This window comes from Abyssibacter profundi (assembly GCF_003151135.1).
Classification (GTDB): Bacteria; Pseudomonadota; Gammaproteobacteria; order Nevskiales; family OUC007; genus Abyssibacter; species Abyssibacter profundi.
The window spans coordinates 56,270-75,000 of the sequence record NZ_QEQK01000007.1; the positions used below are offsets into that span (position 1 = coordinate 56,270).

Genomic DNA, 18,731 nt, shown 5'->3' on the forward strand with positions numbered 1-18,731 from the left:
CGTGGATGGATAAGAGCCATGATCGTGTACGGAGACGCCCGCTCGGGCAACTGCTACAAAATTGCACTGCTTGCCAGCCACCTGTCGCTGCCGCTGGAATGGCGCGAGATCGACGTGCTATCGGGTCAGACGCGACAGCCCTGGTTTCTGCGCATGAACCCTTTTGGCAAGCTGCCCGTGGTCCAGCTTGATGACGGCACGTATCTGGCGGAATCCAACGCGGTACTCATCCACCTGGCGCAGCACTCAACCTGGTGGCCCACTGCGCCACTTGACCAAGCACGCGTTTTGCAATGGTTGTTCTGGGAGCAGTATTCCCACGAACCCTACATTGCGACCAGTCGCTTCTGGTTGACCATCAGCGGCCGGCCCGAAGCCTTCCGCGCTCAACTGGCCGACCGCCACCCCGGTGGTAACGCGGCGTTGGATGTACTGGACGCACACCTGGCCACCCACCCTTGGCTGGTCGGCCGGTCACCGACCGTGGCGGATATCGCCTTGTATGCCTATACGCATGTCGCCCACGAAGGCGGCTTCGACCTGGCCCCGCGACCCGCGCTGCGCGCCTGGCTGCAACGGATGCAAGACACCCCCGGTCATGCGGCGATGCGCAGCCCGGGCCCGCACTGGAGCCCGCCACAGGGGCCCATGGCATAACAATGGCAGCGCTCCGGCGAGCAGTCGTCGTACCATGGCGTCCACGCCTGCACCGAACTTCATGACCGTCATGCTGCCCAGACGCCGATCACATGCGCTGCTCGTCCTGACCCTGAGCGGCCTGGTGGCAGGCTGCGCCGCCACACCTCAACAACCCGCTGCGGAGCCCGAGGCCTATCTCGATCGACAGGCCCAACGTGTCGAGTCCGAAGGTGTTGCCCTGCTGGGCGATGGCTGTGTCATCTCCGACAAACCCGGACGAGACGACGCCGTCATCCGCAATCTCTCCATCCGAATTGGCGAGGCCGCCGCCGACGGTCTGCGCCGCGTCCTGGAAGATGCCGGCGCGCCACCGCAGCAGCTACGACAACCCGGCTTTTGCGCGGGCGCCGAGCCCGTCGAGGCCGATCGCCGGATCCGGATTTCTGAGACCGAACGCAAGCCCGTGCGGCGACGGCGTGTCAGCGACACATTTATCGCCACCGATGACACCGACCGGACACTGGCCGAGTATCGCCTGATGGACCGGGTCAAACGGACCGCGCTACAGGACACGCGCACCGAGTATGGTGCACGTCCGCTCGAGCTTGCGGACGCGGATCTCGCCACACTCCGCGGCCACTACGACAGCCCGCTGCTTTGGGTTTATCGGGTTTACGGGGTGGCCGTGGATGAACGCGCGGCGACGCGGGCCCGCTATGGTCAGCGCAGTTCGTTCGACCGTTTTGCGCCGACGCCGGATGGCGTCTCCGAATCCGGCGAGATTCTCAACCAGGATGAAGAAGACAGCTACGGTTATGTCGTCGGCCTGGTCGATCTGAACAACGGCGACATGCTGTGGTACAAGCGATCCACCGATAACGTCGGCGATCCGCGCCAACCCGAGCTGTTCTACCAGTCCTGGGCACGCCGCGCGATGCGGCCGTTCTACCCCAGGCGGTAGACTCGCCGGCGGAATCCCAATCCGCATCCGGCGGTTGCTACGGGCCGGGGGCCTTGCGTCATAGGGACCGCACCGGCCACGCGACAGCATGAGCCGGCTTCGCTACCCTGCGGCCGGTCGTTCCAACCGAGTCCATCGTGCGCCAAGCCCTGCTCACCATTGCTGCGCTGCTTGTGGCAGCCGCCATTCTGCTGGCCGGCAACGGGCTGCAGAACACCTTGCTGTCGATTCGCGGCAATCTTGAGGGGTTCTCGCTCACCGCGATCGGCTTGCTGCTGTCGTCATTTTTTGTCGGCTTCATCGCGGGTTGCCAGCTAACGCCCGTCTTTGTCAAAAGCGTCGGCCACATCCGGACCTTCACGGCGCTGGCTTCCATCGCGTCGGCCGCTGCGCTCGGGCATGCGCTGCTGGTCGATCCGGTGTGGTGGATGTTGTTACGCGCTGTCACCGGTGTCTGCATCGCCGGGCTGAACATGATTATCGAGAGCTGGATTAGCGAGCGCGCACCCGCAGATAAACGCGGCCGCGTGCTGGCGGTTTATCGGGTCGTGGATTTTTCCGCCCTGCTCATCGGTCAGATGCTGCTAACACTTGCCGACCCACTTGGGTTTGCCCTGTTCGCGCTGGTGTCCATCCTGATCTCGCTGGCCTTGGTCCCCGTGGCCCTCAGTACGGCCGTGGCACCGCAACCCATTAAGGGCGCCCGACTCAACATTCGCAAACTCTGGGCGATTTCTCCGGTCGCGGCGGCCGGCTCCCTCAGTTGTGGAGCGGCCAATGGCGCGTTCTGGGCACTTGGGCCGGTGTATGTCCAGCAGGCGGGCTACGAAATTGGTGTGATCGCCACCTTTATGAGCACGGTGATTCTTGGCGGTGCGTTGGGGCAGTGGCCGCTGGGGGTGTTATCTGATTTGGTGGATCGACGGCGCGTCATCGCGGGCATTGCCATCGGCACAATGCTCGGTGCGGGCGCACTGGCACTGTACGGCAGCCTAAGCCTCTGGCTGTTGCTGTCGGTTGGTGTGTTGTTCGGCGCGATGTCCATGCCGGTCTTCGCCATTAGCGCCGCACTGGCCCACGACCGGGCCGAGCCGGGTGAATACGTGGAAACCAGCGGCGGCCTGCTCCTGCTTTACGGTGTCGGTGCGATGATTGGCCCGCTGGTCGGCGCCCAGGTCATGGAAGCGGCGGGTGCATCGGCCCTATTTCTGTACGCAGCCGCAGTTTACGCCGTCTTTGCGGTGTTCACGGCGGCCGAAATGCGCCGCCGCCCACCGGTTCCCTTTGAGGAGATGGCAGCCTACGTTCCCGTGCCGAGAACCACACCGACCGTGTTCGAGCTCGCGCCGCAGGACGAAGTTGACGACGACGTCACCCCGTTGCCCGATGGCTTCAGGACACGTCGCGACCCTGAAGAGACCGACCGCTAGTCGGTGCATCGGCGGGCTCGGCTGCCAGCGCATCCACCGGCCGGGCCCGGGCCAGCGCTCGGCGCCGCCAATGGGCGCCCAGACCGTCCGCGGTGTAAATGGCCAGCGCTGTCCAGATACACCCGAAACCCACCGCCTCAACAGGCGTGAACGGCTCGTCGTAGAGCAGGGTGCCACAGAGCAACTGCAATGTCGGGGCCAGGTACTGCATGACGCCGATGGTCGACAGCGGCACCTGTCGCGCCGCGATCGCAAACAGGATTAACGGCACCGCCGTCAGCACGCCGGACAGCAACAGCAGCCCATCGGTCTGCCAATCCACCCGCCCCATGGCACCATCGCCACTCCAGGCCAGCCATAGCAACCCCGCGCAGGCCACGGGGAAATAGACCGCGGACTCCCAGGCCAACCCCGGCATCGACTCGACGTCCGTGATCTTTCGCATCACGGAGTAAAGACCGAACGAGGCCGCGAGCACCAGCGCGATCCAGGGCAGGCGACCATGAGCCAGTGTCATGTAGGCGACGCCGGCAGCTGCCACGCCGATGGCCAGCCATTGCCGACGATTCAACCGCTCGGAGAACAGCAGCACCCCGAACATCACGTTGACCAGCGGGTTGATGAAATACCCCAGACTGGTTTCCACGATATGCCCGGCGTTAACAGCCCAGATATACAGAAACCAATTGGCGCCGATCAGCGCGGAGGACACCGTCAGGTTGCGCAGCACCCGTGGACGACGGAGCAGACGGGTCAACCAGCGTGCCCCACGCGTGACGAATAGAAACAGCACCACCCACAGGCAGCACCAGACCAGACGGTGCGCGACAATCTCCAGTGCGGGCACGTGATCCAAGGCCTTCCAGTAAATCGGAAACACGCCCCAGCAGAGAAACGCACCGAACGCCGCGAGCAAACCTCGATTCATGGGCGGGAAGGCAAATAGATGGGGCGCGACTCTAACACTGCCTGCGATCGCGTATACGCGCGGCGCTTGCACCGGACGAACGGCAGGGCGCAGTCTTGTGGCTAGGCGCCACCCGGCAAGGGCACGGTTACCGTTGCCAGGGCAGCGAAGAACGGGGGAGACGATGACAGCCAATCAGACCCGGCTCACAGAGCTGGATTCGCTGGTCGACGGTGGCGACGAGGCCTTTCTGTTGGAAAACCTGGCCACCGACGATCCCGTGCAGACGCGCTGCATGCTGGCGATGATTCGCATCGTGGCAAGGCGCGGCTATCCCCACGCCACCCCGCAGGCGATTGCCGATGTCGCCGGAGTGACGCAAACCGACTTCTGTCGCCGATTCGCCAGCCTCGAAGGCTGCTTTGTCCACGCCTACGAGTTATCCCATTTTGCCCTGGTTCAGGCGATGCGCTTGGCACAGCAGTCCTTGCCTGCCACAGCCACCTGGGCGACGCGGGTGGAAGCCGTGACCGATTGCATGCTGGATTTTTTCGAGCGCAGCCCGGATTCGACCATCGCCCTGCTCGGGGAAATCGAGCATGCCGGCGCGGTGGCCCGGCTTGCCCATCTGCAAGCGCTTCGCCATCTGGCCCGGCTTAACCGCCGGTTGTACGAGCTACGCCGAGCCAGCGATCCCACGCAGCCGACCCTCCCGCTCGAGGTGTTTGAACTCGGCACGCACGGCATCTCGCGGCTGGTACTCCAGGCCGCCAGAACACGTCAGCTGGCGCAAATTCGCCAACTGCGTCCTGCGATTCTGCATGTTTACCACGGGCTGTTCGCCTGCGGTCGTGAAAGCCTGCGACCGCCCCCGGTCGAGCAGCTCCTGGCCTAGTGGTAACCCGAACCCGTAGGCACCTTGCCGCGAAAGACCCAGTAGTTATGCGCCGTATACGCCAGTACGAACGGCAGAATAGCGGCCAGACCAACAGCCAGGAACACCTGTGACTCCGGGGGCGAGGCCGCCTGTCCGATCGTCAGCGACCGTGGCACGATCCACGGCCACAGGCTGATTGCCAAGCCTGATAGCGTAAGCAGAAACAGGCCCACTGCGGCGACGAACGCCAGCGCATCATGGCTGTCATCACGAAGCCCGATCCACACCAACCAGCCCGTTAATGCTGTGGCCACCGGAATCGGCGCCAGCACGAATAGATTCGGGAAGCTGAACCAGCGTGCGGCAATCTCCGGCTCCAGCAACGGCGTCCATACGCTGACCAGCAGCACACAGACAAGACTGGCCACGAGCAAACCGCGGGCCCGTCGACGCATCAAAATGGCCAACGGGCCATCGGTCTTCATGACCAGCCATGCCGCGCCCAGCATGGCGTAGGCAATGACGACCGCAACCCCGGTAAATAGAGGAAACATCCCCAGCCAGTGAAACTGGTGATCCGGTCCCGTGGCGCCTTGAACGTAGGCACCCAGCACCACCCCCTGGGCAAACGCCGCCAGCAGCGAGCCGGCGAAGAACGCCAGATTCCACCACCGGCGATCCTCAAACTTGAAACGGTACTCAAACGCCACACCACGAAACACCAACGCGATGAGCATCAGCATGATGGGCAGATAAAAAGCGGAGGTCAGTATCGCAAACGCCTTTGGGAAGGCACCGAACAGCACCGCGCCGCCGAGCACCAGCCAGGTTTCGTTACCGTCCCAGATCGGGGCCAGCGAATTCATCATCCGGTCGCGATCGTCCTCGGTATCGGCAAACGGAAACAGAATCCCGACCCCCAGGTCGAAGCCATCGAGCAGCACGTACATCGTGACACCAAACGCGATGGCGCCGGCCAGCAGCAGCGGCAGTTGCTCAATCATGCCGTCGAGAACCGTGGTTGCTGCGCCGGCTCCGGCTCCTGGCTAGGCCCCTTGCGGATCAGCATCAGAACCACGCCAATGAACACCACCAGCAACAGGCTGTACACACCGATAAACAAGGCTAGGCTGGTCGCCACCTCGGACGCCTGCACCGTGGGCGACCCGGAGTCCGCAGTCCGCATCAATCCGGCAACCACCCATGGTTGGCGGCCGATCTCGGTGGTGATCCAGCCCGCGATCACCGCAACAAAGCCCAGCGGGCTCGCGGCCACCAGCATGCGCAGGTAGCCCCGCTGGCTGTAAAGGCGGCGACGCCACAGCAGCCAGAGCCCTGTGTAGGCCAGCAGCAGAAACAGCAAGCCAATACCCACCATGACCCTGAAGGCAAAAAACACCGGTGCCACAGGGGGCCGATCTTCTGCCGGGACCGCCGTCAGCCCCTCCAGAACACCGTCGGGATCATGCGTGAGAATGACGCTGGCCAGGCGCGGAATGCCGATTTCGAAATGGTTGGTCTCAGCCGCCTCATCAGGCCAGGCAAACAGCAACAGGGGAACGCCGGCTTCGGTCTGCCAATGTCCCTCCATGGCCGCGACCTTGATCGGTTGGTGTTCCAGGGTGTTGAGCCCGTGGAAATCCCCGGCAACAATTTGCAACGGAGCCAGGACGGCAGCGGTGATCACCGCCAGACGCAGCGTCATGCGTCCGAATACCGCATGGCGATCTCGCAGGACATACCAGGCACCGACGCCAGCAGCCACAAATGCCGTGGTCAACAGGCTGGCCAGAATCATGTGGACGTAGCGGTAAGGAAACGATGGGTTGAAGACCACCGCCCACCAATCGGTGACATAAAACACGCCATCGCGGATCTCGAAACCGGCGGGCGTATGCATCCAGGAATTGGCGGCCAGAATCCAGAAGGCTGAGATCAACGTGCCCACGGCCACCATGAGGGTCGACAACCAGTGCAGCCAAGGTGGCACGCGTGTCCAGCCGAAGAGCATGATGCCGAGGAACCCCGCCTCCAGGAAGAACGCCGTGAGGACCTCATACGAAAACAGGGGCCCAAGCACATTGCCGGTTGCTTCCGAAAAACCGGCGAAGTTCGTGCCGATCTCATAGGACAGCACAATGCCGGACACCACCCCCATCCCGAAGTTGACCGCGAAGATTCGAGACCAGAACTGGCAAGAGCGGAGATAGATTTCACGCTTGGTCGCCAGCCATAGCGACTCGTGAGCCAGCAGCAACAGCGCCAGCCCGATGGTCAGCGTGGGAAATAGGATATGGAAGCCGATCGTGAGACCGAACTGGATACGCGACAGCAGTAATGCCGTGAGGTCCATGCACCAAAGTGTAGCATGTTGCACCGCAGCGTAGACGCCGCGTCGGGCGCTGCTAGACTCGCGTCACCGTGAACACATGTTCCCCGATCAATGCCCTGCTGCCCTGGCTGCGCCAATGGGGGCGCCAATACGTCTGGGCGTGGGTTCTGTTGGGGGTCTGGCAGTCGGCCATCGCGGTCCTCCCGCAACCGGCCTCCGACGCTTCCATCCTGCAACGTGTCGCCGCGGCACGCTGCGCGCTGGCCGGCACACCGCCGGCAACTGACGAAGCCAGCGCCGGCCTACACTGTGCGCTTTGCACCTCGACGAGTCTGACGGCACTCCCGGCCGCGGCGCCCGCCACACTCGCCGGACTCACGCGCGCCGCCCGCCCGGTGGCGCCATCGTCCACCGGGCCAGTGGCCCGCCAACAACCGGCGCCAATTGCCCGTGGCCCACCCCGCAGGACCTGACTGAAACCAGCCGTTTGTTTCGCCGGGCCCATCGGCCTGGCCTCTCACGTTTTAGACAGGACAAAACCATGCCCCGTTTGATTTCCACCCTGCACGCCACCGTGCTGGGTCTCGCGCTGCCATGTCTGGCAATTGGCCATGAAGGCGCAACGCACGATACCGCCGACGCTTCGCCCCGCCCGGATGCCCACGCCCCCATCGGCGTGATGGCCGAGCACACACACGCCGCTGGCGAATTCATGCTCTCGTACCGGTTTGCCGTCATGAACATGGCGGGAAACCGGGACGGGACGGACGCACTGAGTGCAGATGAGATCGCCACCCAGACGCCCAACCGTTTCGCCGGCCAACCAGGCCAACCTCCAACGCTCCGTGTGGTGCCGGAGAACATGGTGATGCAGATGCACATGCTGGGTGCCATGTGGGCGCCCAGCGACAGGCTCACCCTCATGGCGATGCTGCCGTACCTGCGCAAACATATGGATCATCTGACCTACGCCGGAGGCAGCGGCACAACCCAGCTGGGGCGGTTCACCACCGTCAGCGAAGGACTCGGTGACGTCTCGCTGGGGGCACTGGCCTCGATCGTTAAAACCCCGGTCGAACGCCTGCATACCTCGTTCGCGATCGTCGCACCGACAGGCGATGACGAGGAAACCGCCCAGGTGCTCGCTCCCAATGGCATGCGCCCGACGCTGCGCCTGCCCTACCCTATGCAAAACGGTAGCGGCGCATGGGCGGTCCGACCGGGCGCCACCTATGTCCGGGACGCGCCCACATGGAGCTGGGGCCTGCAATATCAGGGCACGCTATACGTGAGCGACGCGGATGCCGGATACCAACGTGGCGATGTGCATCAGATGACCAGCTGGTTGGCCGCTCGCCTGGCACCGTCGCTGTCGATGTCTGTCCGGCTCCAGCTGGAGACCGAGGCCGATATTGCGGGGATGGACCCGGCCATCCGCGCGCCGGTTCAAACAGCCGACCCGGCGCGTCAAGGCGGGGAGCGTGCCGAAACCCTATTCGGGGCCAACTGGCAGCCGCGCGCCGCGCCGGCCCACCGACTCGCGTTGGAAGCGGGTTATACGGTTTGGCAAGATCTCAACGGTCCGCAGCTGGAACGCCGTCAGCGGTTGATCATGGGCTACCAGTACAGCTGGTGATTCGACGCCCGCCAACCGCCTCAGCGGTTGGCGGGCCTACTCGATCCCGCTGACGCCCCGGGTGACCACGAACCCGGCCTGCTCCAATGCATCGATAATACGCTGGGCGTGAGCCTCATCCTGAGCCTCGACCAGAGCATCGAGCACAGCATCCTTTGGATGGTGAATCACCTGTAGCCGTTGGTGATGCACCTGCACGATATTGCCACCGGCCTGCCCGATGGCTGCGGCGACGCGCCCCAAGAAGCCCGGACTGTCCTGGATTGCAACTTGAAGGTGAACCAGCCTTGATTCCAAGACCAGCTGGCGCGTCAGCACGGAGGCCAGTAGTCGCGTATCGATGTTGGCACCACACAACACCAAGCCGACCTTGCGCCCACGATAGCGCTCCGGCTCCGTCAGCAAGGCCGCCAGACCGGCCGCGCCGGCACCCTCGACGATGACCTTTTCGACATTGACGATCAGCCCCACGGCACGCTCGATCGCCGTCTCCGGCACCTGGGCGAACTCATCCACCCATTCCCGAATCACTTCGAGCGTCTGACGGCCCACATTCTTAACCGCGATACCTTCGGCGATGGTCTGCCCGCCCCTGGGCAGCTCCGGCTGACCCGAGATGGCCGCCCAGGCGGAGCAGTACCCCTCGGACTCCACGCCGACCAACCGGATATCGGGATTCACGGACTTGGCTGCAACCGCACAGCCACTCATGAGCCCGCCACCGCCAATCGGCACGATCAGGGTGTCGAGCTGCGGCTGGTCCTCCAGCATCTCCAGGGCCAACGTTCCCTGACCGGCCATGACCAGCGGGTCGTCGAAGGGATGGACCAAGGTCCGCCCTTCTTCGACCAGCGCCTCCATCCGCGCCTGGGCTTCGACGAGATTTTCGCCATGCAACACGACGGTGGCACCCAGGTCCCGCGTGTTGCGGATCTTGGTGAACGGCGTGTTGGTGGGCATGACGATCGTACTGTCGATACCCAATCGACCCGCGTGATACGCCACCGCCTGTGCATGGTTGCCGGCCGACATCGCCACGACGCCGGCCTGTCGTTCGGCGTCGGTCAGTGATGCCAATTTGTTCAGCGCCCCACGTTCCTTGAACGACGCCGTGAACTGGAAGTTTTCGAACTTCAGATAGACGTCGGCGCCAGTCATCTTGGACAGCACCCGAGATCGCAGGCAGGCCGTGCGGTTGACTTGTCCGGCCAAGACCTCGGCAGCGGCTTGGATGTCCTTAATCGTGATCATGGCGCGCAGGCCGTCGCAAATCGCAAACTGGCGCGCAGTGTATACCGTTGGCTAGCCGGACTCTGCCGGCAGTGGCAGTTCAACGGTAAAACAGCTGCCCTGGCCCGGTGTACTCTCGGCAGACACGCGACCTTCATGGGCCCGGACGATCTTCTCCACGATGGCCAAGCCCATGCCCATACCTGCGTAGCGACTGTCCGGATGCAATTTCTGATAAACACGGAAGACGCGTTCAGCCTGGTCGCCACGAAAGCCGATGCCATTGTCGCGGACATGAATGCAGATCCGGCCGCCGGGGGTTTCCTTGGCTTCCACCTGCACGCGGAGTGGTCGCTCAGGGTCGCGGTACTTCACCGCGTTGTGCAGTAGCCGCGTCAACATGTCGACCAGCTGCGCGGACTCGCCGTGGACGAGGGGCATGGTGCCGGCACAGACGACGACGGGCAGGCCGTCCAACGTCTCTTCCAGCCGGGACAGGGCGGATAAAAGCAACTCGTCGAGTCCGATCCATCGCGCGCCCTCAGGATTTCGCGTCGCACGGGACAATTCCAGCATCGCACCCAGCATGTCCCGCATGGTATCGGCCCCCTTGAGCATTTGCTCCAGGTACATGGCGCTGCCGTCAGGCAGTTCCTGGCCGAAACGGGACTGCATCAAATCACCAAATCCGCGGATCGCGCGCAACGGGCTATTGAGGTCGTGCGAGACGATATAGATGAACTGTTCCAGCTCTTTGTTTAAAGCCTCCAGCCGGTCATGCGCCTCTCGCATCTCGCTGACATCCAGCGCAATCCCGACCACCCCGGAGACGTTCCCATCCATCCCTCGCAGCGGAAACCGGATGCTCAGAAAGCTCCGCGCAACGCCCTCGAGCGATACGGTGTCGTGATGGCTGACCACTTCACCGCTGTCCATCACCCGCCGTTCCTGCTCTCGGACCCGCGCGCGCGTGTCTGGATCGAGGAATGCGGAATCGGTGCGGCCAAGTGCCAGAGCAGGATCATCGACCCCCAGCAACTGGCACCAAGCCGGGTTGACCATCAGATAGCGCGATTCTCGATCTTTGGCATAGATCACCGCGGGTGCGTGCTGGACGATCGCATCCAGCAATGCCCGCGCATCGTGTAATGCCTGCTCGGCACGTTTTTGATCGTCGATATCAAGCAACGCACCCGCCAGCCGCAAACCGCCGTCCTCGCTGCCTACGGCCTGGCCCTTGAGCGCGAACCAGCGATACGCCCGATCCGGCATACGCAGCCGTAGCTGCTGGTCGAATGACGCCTCATTCACCCGCGCCTCCAACAGCTCCAAGGCATCGACATCCGCGGGGTGACACAGGGCTCGCAGCGCGTCCATGTGTGCCGAGCCATCCTGCGGCGCCTGCCCCAGCAGGCTATACATGCGATCGGACCACCACATCGATCCGTCCGCTCGCGCCTGACATTGCCAGAGGCCAACCCCGGCTCCACGCACGGCCAGATCCAACTGCGCCTGGGCAGTCCGCAGCGCACGCGCGAGTGATTGCTCACGGTGCAGATTCACTCGCAGGCGCTGAAGCAATTCCAGCAACGCCAGAGCGACCGGTAACCCGATCACGAGAAAATAGCTCAGTTGCAATGCCCCCGAGCGCGCCGCCCCGGCCGTACCGAGCAACGGCAACAACTGCGGCATGCACACCAGCAGAATGCCCAGCCAAAGGCCCCAATTAACAACGCGTGATACACGGCCAGAGGCCAGGAGTGCGATGAGCATGAACACCAGAGGGACGAACCCGAACACCGGCATGAACACGCCAATGCTGGGGTCATCGAAAATCGGGCCATGCATGACCCGAGCGATGCGAACGCCGACGCCGACCGCCACCGCGATCGCCAACGCGGTTCCGCAGGCGGTGGTCCATTGCGGGCGCCAGTAGGCGAGCACGCCGGGAAGTAAGCAAGCCAGCCCGCTCACGGCCGCCGTCGCATACTCCGCCGCACCCTGATGCGGTAGCTGGCTGATGGTATACAGCAGCATGCCGGAGATCAGCGACAAGCCGGCCGAAGCCGCGATGACGACGCGTCGGGTCAGGCCGTCGTCTAAGGTCGGTGCATCTAGCGACTGTGCATCCACTGGCATCCGGCCCTCTCTGCCGCTATCGATTTCGTTGAGCGGCGGTTACACACCCATCATGGCTTGCAGGGCTGGTAATCGGTCACTCAGGGCAGAGCTTGAGTCGGCAATGAGCGTGACATGCCCAATCTTGCGGCCTGGTCGAGGAGCTTTGCCGTAGGCGTGAATTCGGCAACCAGCGACTGCAGCCAACTCCGCGGTGGTCGGCATCTCACCAATGGCATTGAGCATGACGCACGGCCCGCGCGTCGCCGTATCGCCCAACGGCAGGCCCAGCACGGCCCGTACGTGATTTTCGAACTGGCTACACACCGCACCGTCAATGGTCCAATGTCCGGAATTGTGGACGCGTGGCGCGATCTCATTGGCCAGCAGCCGGCCCTCGGCCACAAAGAACTCGAAGGCCATGACGCCCACATGATCCAGCGCCTTCATGACCTTGGCTAGAGCCGCTTCGGCATCGGCCTGCAGCGCATCCCCGTCCAGCGGCGCCGATTGCCTCAAAATGCCGTCGCGATGCACATTTTCGGTCAGCGCATAACAACGGGTCTCTCCGCTGAGGCTACGCACTGCGATCATGGAGACTTCCCGCTCGAACGGTACAAAGGTTTCCAACACGCAGGGCTGGGCGCCAACCGTTTGCCAGGCGGCTTCCAGCTCATCCGCCCCGCGTATGACAACCTGCCCTTTGCCGTCGTAGCCGAAACGGCGTGTTTTAAGCACGGCAGGCAGACCGATCCGGGCAACGGCTTCACGCAAACCGGCGAAGTCGTCGACCTCGGCCCAAGGGGCGAGGTCGATGCCGAGGTCTTCGAATAGCTGCTTCTCGTGCGCCCGATCCTGGGCGCAGGCCAGAGATGTCGCGCCTGGCGAGGCTGGCAGGCGAGCGGCTACATACTTCACCGCGTCGACCGGGACGTTCTCGAACTCGTAGGTGACGGCATCGACGCCATCGGTCAGGGCATCCAGGGCATGTTGATCCGCATAATCGCCATGGATGTGACGGGCCGCGGCGGCCGCACAGGGGGCCTCCGTCGGGTCGAGGACCTGACACTCCACATCGAGAGGCAAGGCAGCCTGCGCCAGCATGCGGCCAAGTTGGCCGCCGCCAAAAATCCCGAGCTTCATGCCGGCTCCCTGGGATCAGCATCGGCCAGTACGCGCTCCGTCTGCGAACGACGAAATGCCTCCAGCGCCGACAGCACGTCGGGCCGGTGTGCCCCGACAATGGAGGCTGCAAGCAACCCGGCGTTTGTCGCACCCGCCTTACCAATCGCCAGAGTGGCCACGGGCACACCGCCGGGCATTTGAACTATCGAGAGCAAGGAATCCAGTCCATTCAAGGCGCGTGATTGAACGGGCACACCCAGCACCGGCACGACCGTTTTGGCGGCCACCATTCCGGGCAGATGAGCCGCGCCCCCTGCGCCCGCGATAATCGCCAGCAGGCCACGTGCCTGGGCCGATTGGGCATAGTCGAATAGCAGATCAGGGGTCCGATGGGCCGATACCACGCGAACCTCATGCGGCACGCCCAACTCCTCAAGCTTCTGCACCGCATGCTGCATGGTGTCCCAGTCCGACCGGGATCCCATGATCACGCCTACTAGCGGGGTTTCACTCACCAGATTGCTCTCACCAGTTACAAGGGTTTGCAGCGAGCCCGGCATATCTGAACAGCCAAGACAGGTGGTTCATCCTGTTCACCCGATCTGCCTGCGATGAGCCATTCCGGCCACTAGAACAGGCGACGGAACTCGCTGAATAGCCTTTGAAGAAAGCACCGCATTATGACATGGACGCGGGTGGCTCACCGATGTTTAAGCCCGTCGCAACCGTAACGATTACTCGAGCCGAAACGTCGCATCCACGCGCGCCGCGACGGTCAGCCGCCCGACCTCATAGGTTGAAGCGGCGCCAGATGACTCCGCGGCAGCGCGCATCATCATGGGCTGTGGGGGTGAGTGACCCAGGTCGACGGCGCGAAGCGAGATCGCAGCCCCGACCGACTGATCAACCGCCTGCGCCATCGCCTCGGCGCGCGAACGCGCCGCCTGTACCGCATTGGTCAACGCGCGCTGCTGAAGCGCTGCACGATTGCCCACATCGAATTGAGGCGGCTCCACCTGATTAACCCCGGCCTTAACGGCACCTGACATCAACGTGCCAAGCTGGCTCAAATCGTTCAGCTGAATCGTAATGTGCCGCGTCACCACATACCCATTCAGGCTGCGGCGCCTCGGTTCAGCCAGCCATTGGTAGTCCGGCCGGATGTTCAGCCCTGTGGTCTGGATCGCCGCGCGCTCAATCTCAAGGCCCTCGGCGAGCTGCAGCAGGCGCCCTACGACCGTGTCGACTTGATCCTGTGCGGACTCCACAGTTGTGGACTGGTGCTCAACTGCAAATCGTAGTTCCGCTTGGTCAGGCACCGCTTCGATCGTCGACTCACCGCTGACCTGGATCGTATCCTGCTGATCAGCCGGCGCCTGAACCTGGCATCCCGCCAGTAGCAGACTCAGCCCGACCCCCTTGAGAAGTCTTGTCTTCATCCCAACCATCCCTGTTAAGTGCAAGAGCCCCCTGTGACTCTGTTGCGGTCGGTGGGTTCCTGACAGCACCGCTCGCAAACAGCGATACTACCTGGCCTTGTTCGGCCCGCTTCTGATTCACTCCGGTTTATACCCATGCACGGCACGACCAGCGAACCCGTCACCCTCCGCCGCGATGTCATTGGCATTTTGATACCCGCAGGCGACAAGGTGGAGCTACCCGAAGACACCGATGCCGTGATCACCCAGGCACTGGGTGGCAGCTACACCATCTATGTCGAGGGGCATCTGTTTCGTATTGACGGCAAAGATGCGGACGCGCTGGGCAAGCAGCCCGAAGGTGAGCTGACGTTGCCGGACAATGCCAGCGATGAGGACGTTGAGCAGCTGATCTGGGAACAGATGAAAACCTGCTACGACCCGGAGATTCCGGTCAATATCGTTGATCTCGGGCTGATTTATCGCTGCCAGATCGAGCATGGCGAGCAGGGCCGCGAGGTGACCGTGGATATGACCCTCACCGCGCCCGGCTGTGGCATGGGCGACATTCTCGTCAATGATGTTCGCACCAAGGTGCTTAAAGTCCCGACCGTTGAGACCGCACACGTGGAGCTGGTGTTTGACCCGCCCTGGAGTCAGAACATGATGTCGGAGGCAGCCCGACTTGCGACCGGAATGCTCTAGCATATCGCCAGTCCCCTCAGTCGCCGCGCAATTTCACACCAAACATGCGATGACTCAAGGTTGTTCGCGCAGACCACATGACCCATGGCCCCAGTACCGACTACACTTGCGGCCATGCACCATCAACCCCAACGGCGAATTCGCCAAGCCCTAGCGGTCATCGTCGGACTGACATTTGCCGGTCTGGCGCACGCCGATTGGCTGCTCATGCAGCGGGTCACCAACAGCCAAGGGCAAGTGCGGCCGGCTTATACCTGGGTGGGTGAGAACCGATTACGCTATGACGATGGCCGCATGACGCTGATCGCAGATGCACATTCCGGCCAGTTGCGTGTTTACGATCATGAGACGAAGACCGTCGATAGCCGGCAGCTTCCACGCCCGATGGCTCCTGCAACTGCAGACTTCGTTCCCGAACAGTCCAGCCGGTTCAGGCAGTGGCCGGTGGAGCACTATGTCCTGCGCAAACGCCAGCTTCATATTGAAGTCGCCTCCAGCGAACATCTTCCCCCGCTGCTGATAGAACAGTACAAACGAATGATGCATGCCGTTGGCGCGGGGGCCGACGCTCGCGTCAATGCGCTACCCGGCATTCCGCTCATCATCACCGTTACGGATGCCACGACAGGTGCGCTGTTGAATCGGCGCGAAGTGTTATCGGTGGTTCAACGCACCCCCCACGCCGCAACCTACCGCATGCCTTCGGGTTATCGGAGCCTCAATGCAGAGTGATACCAGCAAGCAGACGCAGCCCGCCGCAAGCTCTATGAAAGTGATTGGCGTCGATATTGGTTTTGGCTTCACCAAAGTGACCGACGGAAAACAGGTCGAGATCTTCAAGTCCGTGCTTGGAGACCCGGCGGATATTCAGTTTCGCGAGAGTTTGCTAGACGCATCCGGACAACGGGTGCCCCACCGTCATATCGAGACAGAGGACGGTGCCTGGTTTGTCGGCGAGCTCGCAGAAGCACAGAGTCGTGGTCGCAGTTTTACGCTAGACCAGGACAAGTTGATTGCCGGCTTCCTGCGAACGCTAACCCTGACCGCCTTGTCCGATGTCGTGGATGATGGTTCCCCCATACGACTCGTCACCGGGCTGCCAATTAGCTACTACAGGCGGCACAAGAATGAGCTCATCGATAAGCTGCAACAACGTCACAGCTTCACGATGATCGATCAGCAGGGCCAGCGAGTTGACCGCACTCTGAATATTGAACGTGTCCGGGTCATCCCCCAGCCGTTCGGAACGATGTTCCATTTGCTGTTAAACGATTTTGGCCGGGCGTCCGACCGCCGTCTCGCAACAGAAAAGATCGGCATTATCGACGTGGGCTTTAAGACAGCCGATTACACCATCTCGGACAAGACGCGCTATTCCGAACGCGGTAGCCAGTCGACCGATGCCGGCATATCAAAGGCATTTAAATCTATTGCTGCCGCACTGCACGAGAAAAGCGGCGTCAATGTCGAGCTTTACCGGCTGTACGATGCCGTGGGCGAGGGCAGCATCAAAATTCGGGGCCGGACGTTTGACCTAGAGAAGATCACGGCGCATGCCATGCAACGGCTTGCGACAAGCATCGCCACAGAAGTGAATCAACTCTGGGCCGATGATTGGGATATCGATTCCATTGTCGTCACGGGAGGGGGCGGCGCTGCGCTTGCTCCTTATTTGAACGCGCAGCTCGTCGGCCAAGTGCTGGAGGTGGAGAGCGGCGAAGACACCCGACTGAATAACGTCCGCGGTTACCAGAAGTACGGAATGCACTTATGGCAGAAGTAGATCCAGACTGGGTCAATAGTCTGGAGTACCGGTATCTTGTCGCTCCTTCACTCAAGGTCTGCGCCAGCTTGGCCGCGTCTCGAAACGAACCTTGGCTCGCGACGGACTTGGCCTGCATGCTCGCGCTCTATCACGTCATCAGCCGCCTGCTTGCGACCTATTCCGACGAATGGGGCAACCTGGGCGAGGCCTCGGCAGCTCATGCCCTCGAGAAGATTCCCGACGCCGCGCTCGCGATGGTGATGAAGGAAGCAGAGTTTGCCCCCGAAGTCGTCGCGGAATGCATGGACGCCGTGCACCGGGCCTACGCCATGCTACGAGAACAGACGGTCATTCCGGATGAGGAGCCGATGCTCAACGCAGCTTGGCGTGCAATGACCGCCAGCGATGAAGTCAGCGCTGAAGCGCTCATTGGCGCCGTCGCTGGCAACGTCGTTCAAGCTATTGACGAGTGGGAGCAACATCGCACTCAGCAGTAATTGGACGATCGTTCATTTACCCGCACCCGAACCGGGTGTATGGTTCAGAGTCCCGATTTGAGAGACGCTCGACCAGAGGTAAACCATGAGCACTCCTGCTGAACAGCTAGCTGCTAGCGACACCGCACCCGATGTCGCAGCCATCGATACCATTTTCCGGTCTCAACAGGCCACGGCTTTGCAATGGCGTCGATCCACCCCTGCTGAACGCATCGAGCGCATTAAAAAGCTGGTCGCGCTGGTTCAGGACAACACCGACCGAATCTATGCCGCGGCGCATGCCGATTTCCGCAAGCCGGAATCCGAAGTCGATATTTCGGAAATCATGCCGGTACTTGCTGAAGCGCGTAAGAACATCAAGAAACTTAAGAAGTGGATGAAACCTAAACGGGTGATGCCCACGTCCACGACGTTTGGAACCAAGGCGTGGATCCAATACGAGCCACGCGGCGTTAGCTTGATCATCTCACCGTGGAATTACCCGCTCAATCTAAGCTTCATGCCCTTGGTGAGCGCACTGGGTGCCGGCTGCCCGGCCATCATCAAACCTTCTGAAATGACGCCACATATGTCGGCGCTCATGAAAGAATTAATCGAATCAGCCTTTGATCCAAGCGAAGTGGCCGTGATTGAAGGTGATGTGCGCGCATCACAGGCACTGCTTTCGTTGCCATTTGACCACATCTTCTTCACCGGCAGCCCAACCGTCGGCAAGATCGTCATGAAGGCAGCGGCCGAGCATCTTACTTCAGTCACGCTGGAGCTCGGCGGCAAGAGCCCCGTGATTGTCGATGAGACAGCTAACGTCAAGCGGGCCGCTGAAAGCATCACCTGGGGCAAGTTCGCCAACAACGGTCAAACCTGCATCGCTCCGGATTACCTCTTTGTGCATGAATCTGTAAAAGAGGCCTTTGTAGAAGCAGCCAGTGCCCAAATTCGTAAGTTTTATGGGGACAACCCGGAACAAAGCGCAGATTACTGCCGCATCGTGAACGGTCGGCATCACGGCCGGATTCAAGGCCTGATGACAGAAGCTGTCGATAAAGGGGCGCGCATTGCTCATGGCGGACAAAGCAACGATGAGGAGCATT

The 18,731-nt window shown here is 62.1% G+C and carries 18 protein-coding genes (1 of these 18 cut by a window edge); 10 read left to right on the top strand and 8 right to left on the bottom strand.

Annotated features, from left to right (window positions below):
- Positions 1 to 18 precede the first annotated feature (18 nt).
- From DEH80_RS08980 to DEH80_RS08990, 3 genes are all read left to right on the top strand, one after another.
- Entirely contained in the window at positions 19 to 657 is a 639-nt protein-coding gene (locus DEH80_RS08980) for a glutathione S-transferase family protein (protein ID WP_109720166.1), read from the top strand.
- Between the two features lie 34 nt (positions 658 to 691).
- Complete coding sequence (locus DEH80_RS08985) at positions 692 to 1,600, top strand: hypothetical protein (RefSeq protein ID WP_109720167.1); 909 nt, start codon at positions 692 to 694, stop codon at positions 1,598 to 1,600.
- A 137-nt stretch (positions 1,601 to 1,737) separates the two neighbouring features.
- Positions 1,738 to 3,030, top strand: coding sequence for an MFS transporter (locus DEH80_RS08990; protein ID WP_165831386.1), 1,293 nt, complete (start codon positions 1,738 to 1,740; stop codon positions 3,028 to 3,030).
- Here the strand turns inward: DEH80_RS08990 and rarD are convergent.
- Positions 2,993 to 3,958, bottom strand: coding sequence for an EamA family transporter RarD (rarD, locus tag DEH80_RS08995; RefSeq protein WP_109720169.1), 966 nt, complete (start codon positions 3,956 to 3,958; stop codon positions 2,993 to 2,995). The two genes, DEH80_RS08990 and rarD, sit on opposite strands and share 38 nt — an antisense overlap.
- A gap of 163 nt (positions 3,959 to 4,121) precedes the next feature.
- Here rarD and DEH80_RS09000 point away from each other — a divergent pair, with 163 nt between their 5' ends.
- Complete coding sequence (locus tag DEH80_RS09000) at positions 4,122 to 4,832, top strand: TetR/AcrR family transcriptional regulator (protein ID WP_109720170.1); 711 nt, start codon at positions 4,122 to 4,124, stop codon at positions 4,830 to 4,832.
- Here DEH80_RS09000 and cydB read toward each other — a convergent pair.
- Positions 4,829 to 5,818, bottom strand: coding sequence for a cytochrome d ubiquinol oxidase subunit II (gene cydB, locus DEH80_RS09005; RefSeq protein WP_109720171.1), 990 nt, complete (start codon positions 5,816 to 5,818; stop codon positions 4,829 to 4,831). The two genes, DEH80_RS09000 and cydB, sit on opposite strands and share 4 nt — an antisense overlap.
- Positions 5,815 to 7,167 (bottom strand): cytochrome ubiquinol oxidase subunit I, encoded by a 1,353-nt coding sequence (locus tag DEH80_RS09010; RefSeq protein WP_109720172.1) that lies wholly within the window; start codon positions 7,165 to 7,167, stop codon positions 5,815 to 5,817. The genes cydB and DEH80_RS09010 overlap by 4 nt, the downstream gene beginning before the upstream one ends.
- Positions 7,168 to 7,687: 520 nt before the next feature.
- Here DEH80_RS09010 and DEH80_RS09020 point away from each other — a divergent pair.
- Positions 7,688 to 8,782 (top strand): transporter family protein, encoded by a 1,095-nt coding sequence (locus DEH80_RS09020; protein WP_109720174.1) that lies wholly within the window; start codon positions 7,688 to 7,690, stop codon positions 8,780 to 8,782.
- 36 nt (positions 8,783 to 8,818) lie between these two features.
- Here the strand turns inward: DEH80_RS09020 and DEH80_RS09025 are convergent, their stop codons facing one another.
- From DEH80_RS09025 to DEH80_RS09045, 5 genes are all read right to left on the bottom strand, one after another.
- On the bottom strand, positions 8,819 to 10,033 hold the full coding sequence (locus DEH80_RS09025; protein ID WP_109720175.1) for a threonine ammonia-lyase: 1,215 nt from the start codon (positions 10,031 to 10,033) through the stop codon (positions 8,819 to 8,821).
- Between the two features lie 51 nt (positions 10,034 to 10,084).
- Positions 10,085 to 12,151, bottom strand: a complete 2,067-nt coding sequence (locus tag DEH80_RS09030; RefSeq protein WP_109720176.1) for a sensor histidine kinase — start codon at positions 12,149 to 12,151, stop codon at positions 10,085 to 10,087.
- 39 nt (positions 12,152 to 12,190) lie between these two features.
- The gene (locus DEH80_RS09035; protein WP_109720177.1) at positions 12,191 to 13,273 is read right to left on the bottom strand and encodes a 5-(carboxyamino)imidazole ribonucleotide synthase; all 1,083 of its coding nucleotides are present in this window, start codon (positions 13,271 to 13,273) and stop codon (positions 12,191 to 12,193) included.
- Positions 13,270 to 13,815, bottom strand: a complete 546-nt coding sequence (gene purE / locus DEH80_RS09040; RefSeq protein ID WP_109720178.1) for a 5-(carboxyamino)imidazole ribonucleotide mutase — start codon at positions 13,813 to 13,815, stop codon at positions 13,270 to 13,272. Before purE ends, DEH80_RS09035 begins: the two co-directional genes overlap by 4 nt.
- 174 nt (positions 13,816 to 13,989) lie before the next feature.
- Positions 13,990 to 14,694 (bottom strand): SIMPL domain-containing protein, encoded by a 705-nt coding sequence (locus DEH80_RS09045; RefSeq protein ID WP_165831387.1) that lies wholly within the window; start codon positions 14,692 to 14,694, stop codon positions 13,990 to 13,992.
- Positions 14,695 to 14,829: 135 nt separating this feature from the next.
- On the opposite strand from DEH80_RS09045, the gene sufT reads away from it, so the two are divergent.
- The 5 genes from sufT to DEH80_RS09070 form a co-directional block, all read left to right on the top strand.
- Entirely contained in the window at positions 14,830 to 15,378 is a 549-nt protein-coding gene (gene sufT / locus DEH80_RS09050; RefSeq protein WP_109720180.1) for a putative Fe-S cluster assembly protein SufT, read from the top strand.
- Positions 15,379 to 15,492: 114 nt separating this feature from the next.
- A complete protein-coding gene (locus DEH80_RS09055) occupies positions 15,493 to 16,110 on the top strand; it encodes a hypothetical protein (RefSeq protein ID WP_109720181.1) in 618 nt (205 codons plus the stop codon).
- Positions 16,100 to 17,161: a ParM/StbA family protein gene (locus DEH80_RS09060; protein ID WP_207774544.1), complete on the top strand. Its 1,062-nt coding sequence runs from the start codon at positions 16,100 to 16,102 to the stop codon at positions 17,159 to 17,161. Before DEH80_RS09055 ends, DEH80_RS09060 begins: the two co-directional genes overlap by 11 nt.
- A complete protein-coding gene (locus DEH80_RS09065) occupies positions 17,149 to 17,640 on the top strand; it encodes a hypothetical protein (protein ID WP_109720182.1) in 492 nt (163 codons plus the stop codon). Before DEH80_RS09060 ends, DEH80_RS09065 begins: the two co-directional genes overlap by 13 nt.
- 85 nt (positions 17,641 to 17,725) lie before the next feature.
- On the top strand, positions 17,726 to 18,731 hold the 5' portion of the coding sequence (locus DEH80_RS09070) for an aldehyde dehydrogenase family protein (protein WP_109720183.1). Its footprint extends 437 nt past the window's final position; only the first 1,006 of its 1,443 coding nucleotides appear in the window; the start codon lies at positions 17,726 to 17,728; its stop codon lies off the right edge, out of view.

Coding starts and splice junctions, on each gene's coding strand:
- DEH80_RS09035 (WP_109720177.1), bottom strand. CDS start 13,273: ATGAAGCTCGGGATTTTTGGCGGCGGCCAACTTGGCCGCATGCTGGCG.
- DEH80_RS09025 (WP_109720175.1), bottom strand. CDS start 10,033: ATGATCACGATTAAGGACATCCAAGCCGCTGCCGAGGTCTTGGCCGGA.
- DEH80_RS08980 (WP_109720166.1), top strand. CDS start 19: ATGATCGTGTACGGAGACGCCCGCTCGGGCAACTGCTACAAAATTGCA.
- purE (WP_109720178.1), bottom strand. CDS start 13,815: ATGCCGGGCTCGCTGCAAACCCTTGTAACTGGTGAGAGCAATCTGGTG.
- rarD (WP_109720169.1), bottom strand. CDS start 3,958: ATGAATCGAGGTTTGCTCGCGGCGTTCGGTGCGTTTCTCTGCTGGGGC.
- DEH80_RS09055 (WP_109720181.1), top strand. CDS start 15,493: ATGCACCATCAACCCCAACGGCGAATTCGCCAAGCCCTAGCGGTCATC.
- sufT (WP_109720180.1), top strand. CDS start 14,830: ATGCACGGCACGACCAGCGAACCCGTCACCCTCCGCCGCGATGTCATT.
- DEH80_RS09060 (WP_207774544.1), top strand. CDS start 16,100: ATGCAGAGTGATACCAGCAAGCAGACGCAGCCCGCCGCAAGCTCTATG.
- DEH80_RS09020 (WP_109720174.1), top strand. CDS start 7,688: ATGCCCCGTTTGATTTCCACCCTGCACGCCACCGTGCTGGGTCTCGCG.
- DEH80_RS09030 (WP_109720176.1), bottom strand. CDS start 12,151: ATGCCAGTGGATGCACAGTCGCTAGATGCACCGACCTTAGACGACGGC.
- DEH80_RS09065 (WP_109720182.1), top strand. CDS start 17,149: ATGGCAGAAGTAGATCCAGACTGGGTCAATAGTCTGGAGTACCGGTAT.
- DEH80_RS09045 (WP_165831387.1), bottom strand. CDS start 14,694: ATGAAGACAAGACTTCTCAAGGGGGTCGGGCTGAGTCTGCTACTGGCG.
- DEH80_RS08985 (WP_109720167.1), top strand. CDS start 692: ATGGCGTCCACGCCTGCACCGAACTTCATGACCGTCATGCTGCCCAGA.
- cydB (WP_109720171.1), bottom strand. CDS start 5,818: ATGATTGAGCAACTGCCGCTGCTGCTGGCCGGCGCCATCGCGTTTGGT.
- DEH80_RS09010 (WP_109720172.1), bottom strand. CDS start 7,167: ATGGACCTCACGGCATTACTGCTGTCGCGTATCCAGTTCGGTCTCACG.
- DEH80_RS09000 (WP_109720170.1), top strand. CDS start 4,122: ATGACAGCCAATCAGACCCGGCTCACAGAGCTGGATTCGCTGGTCGAC.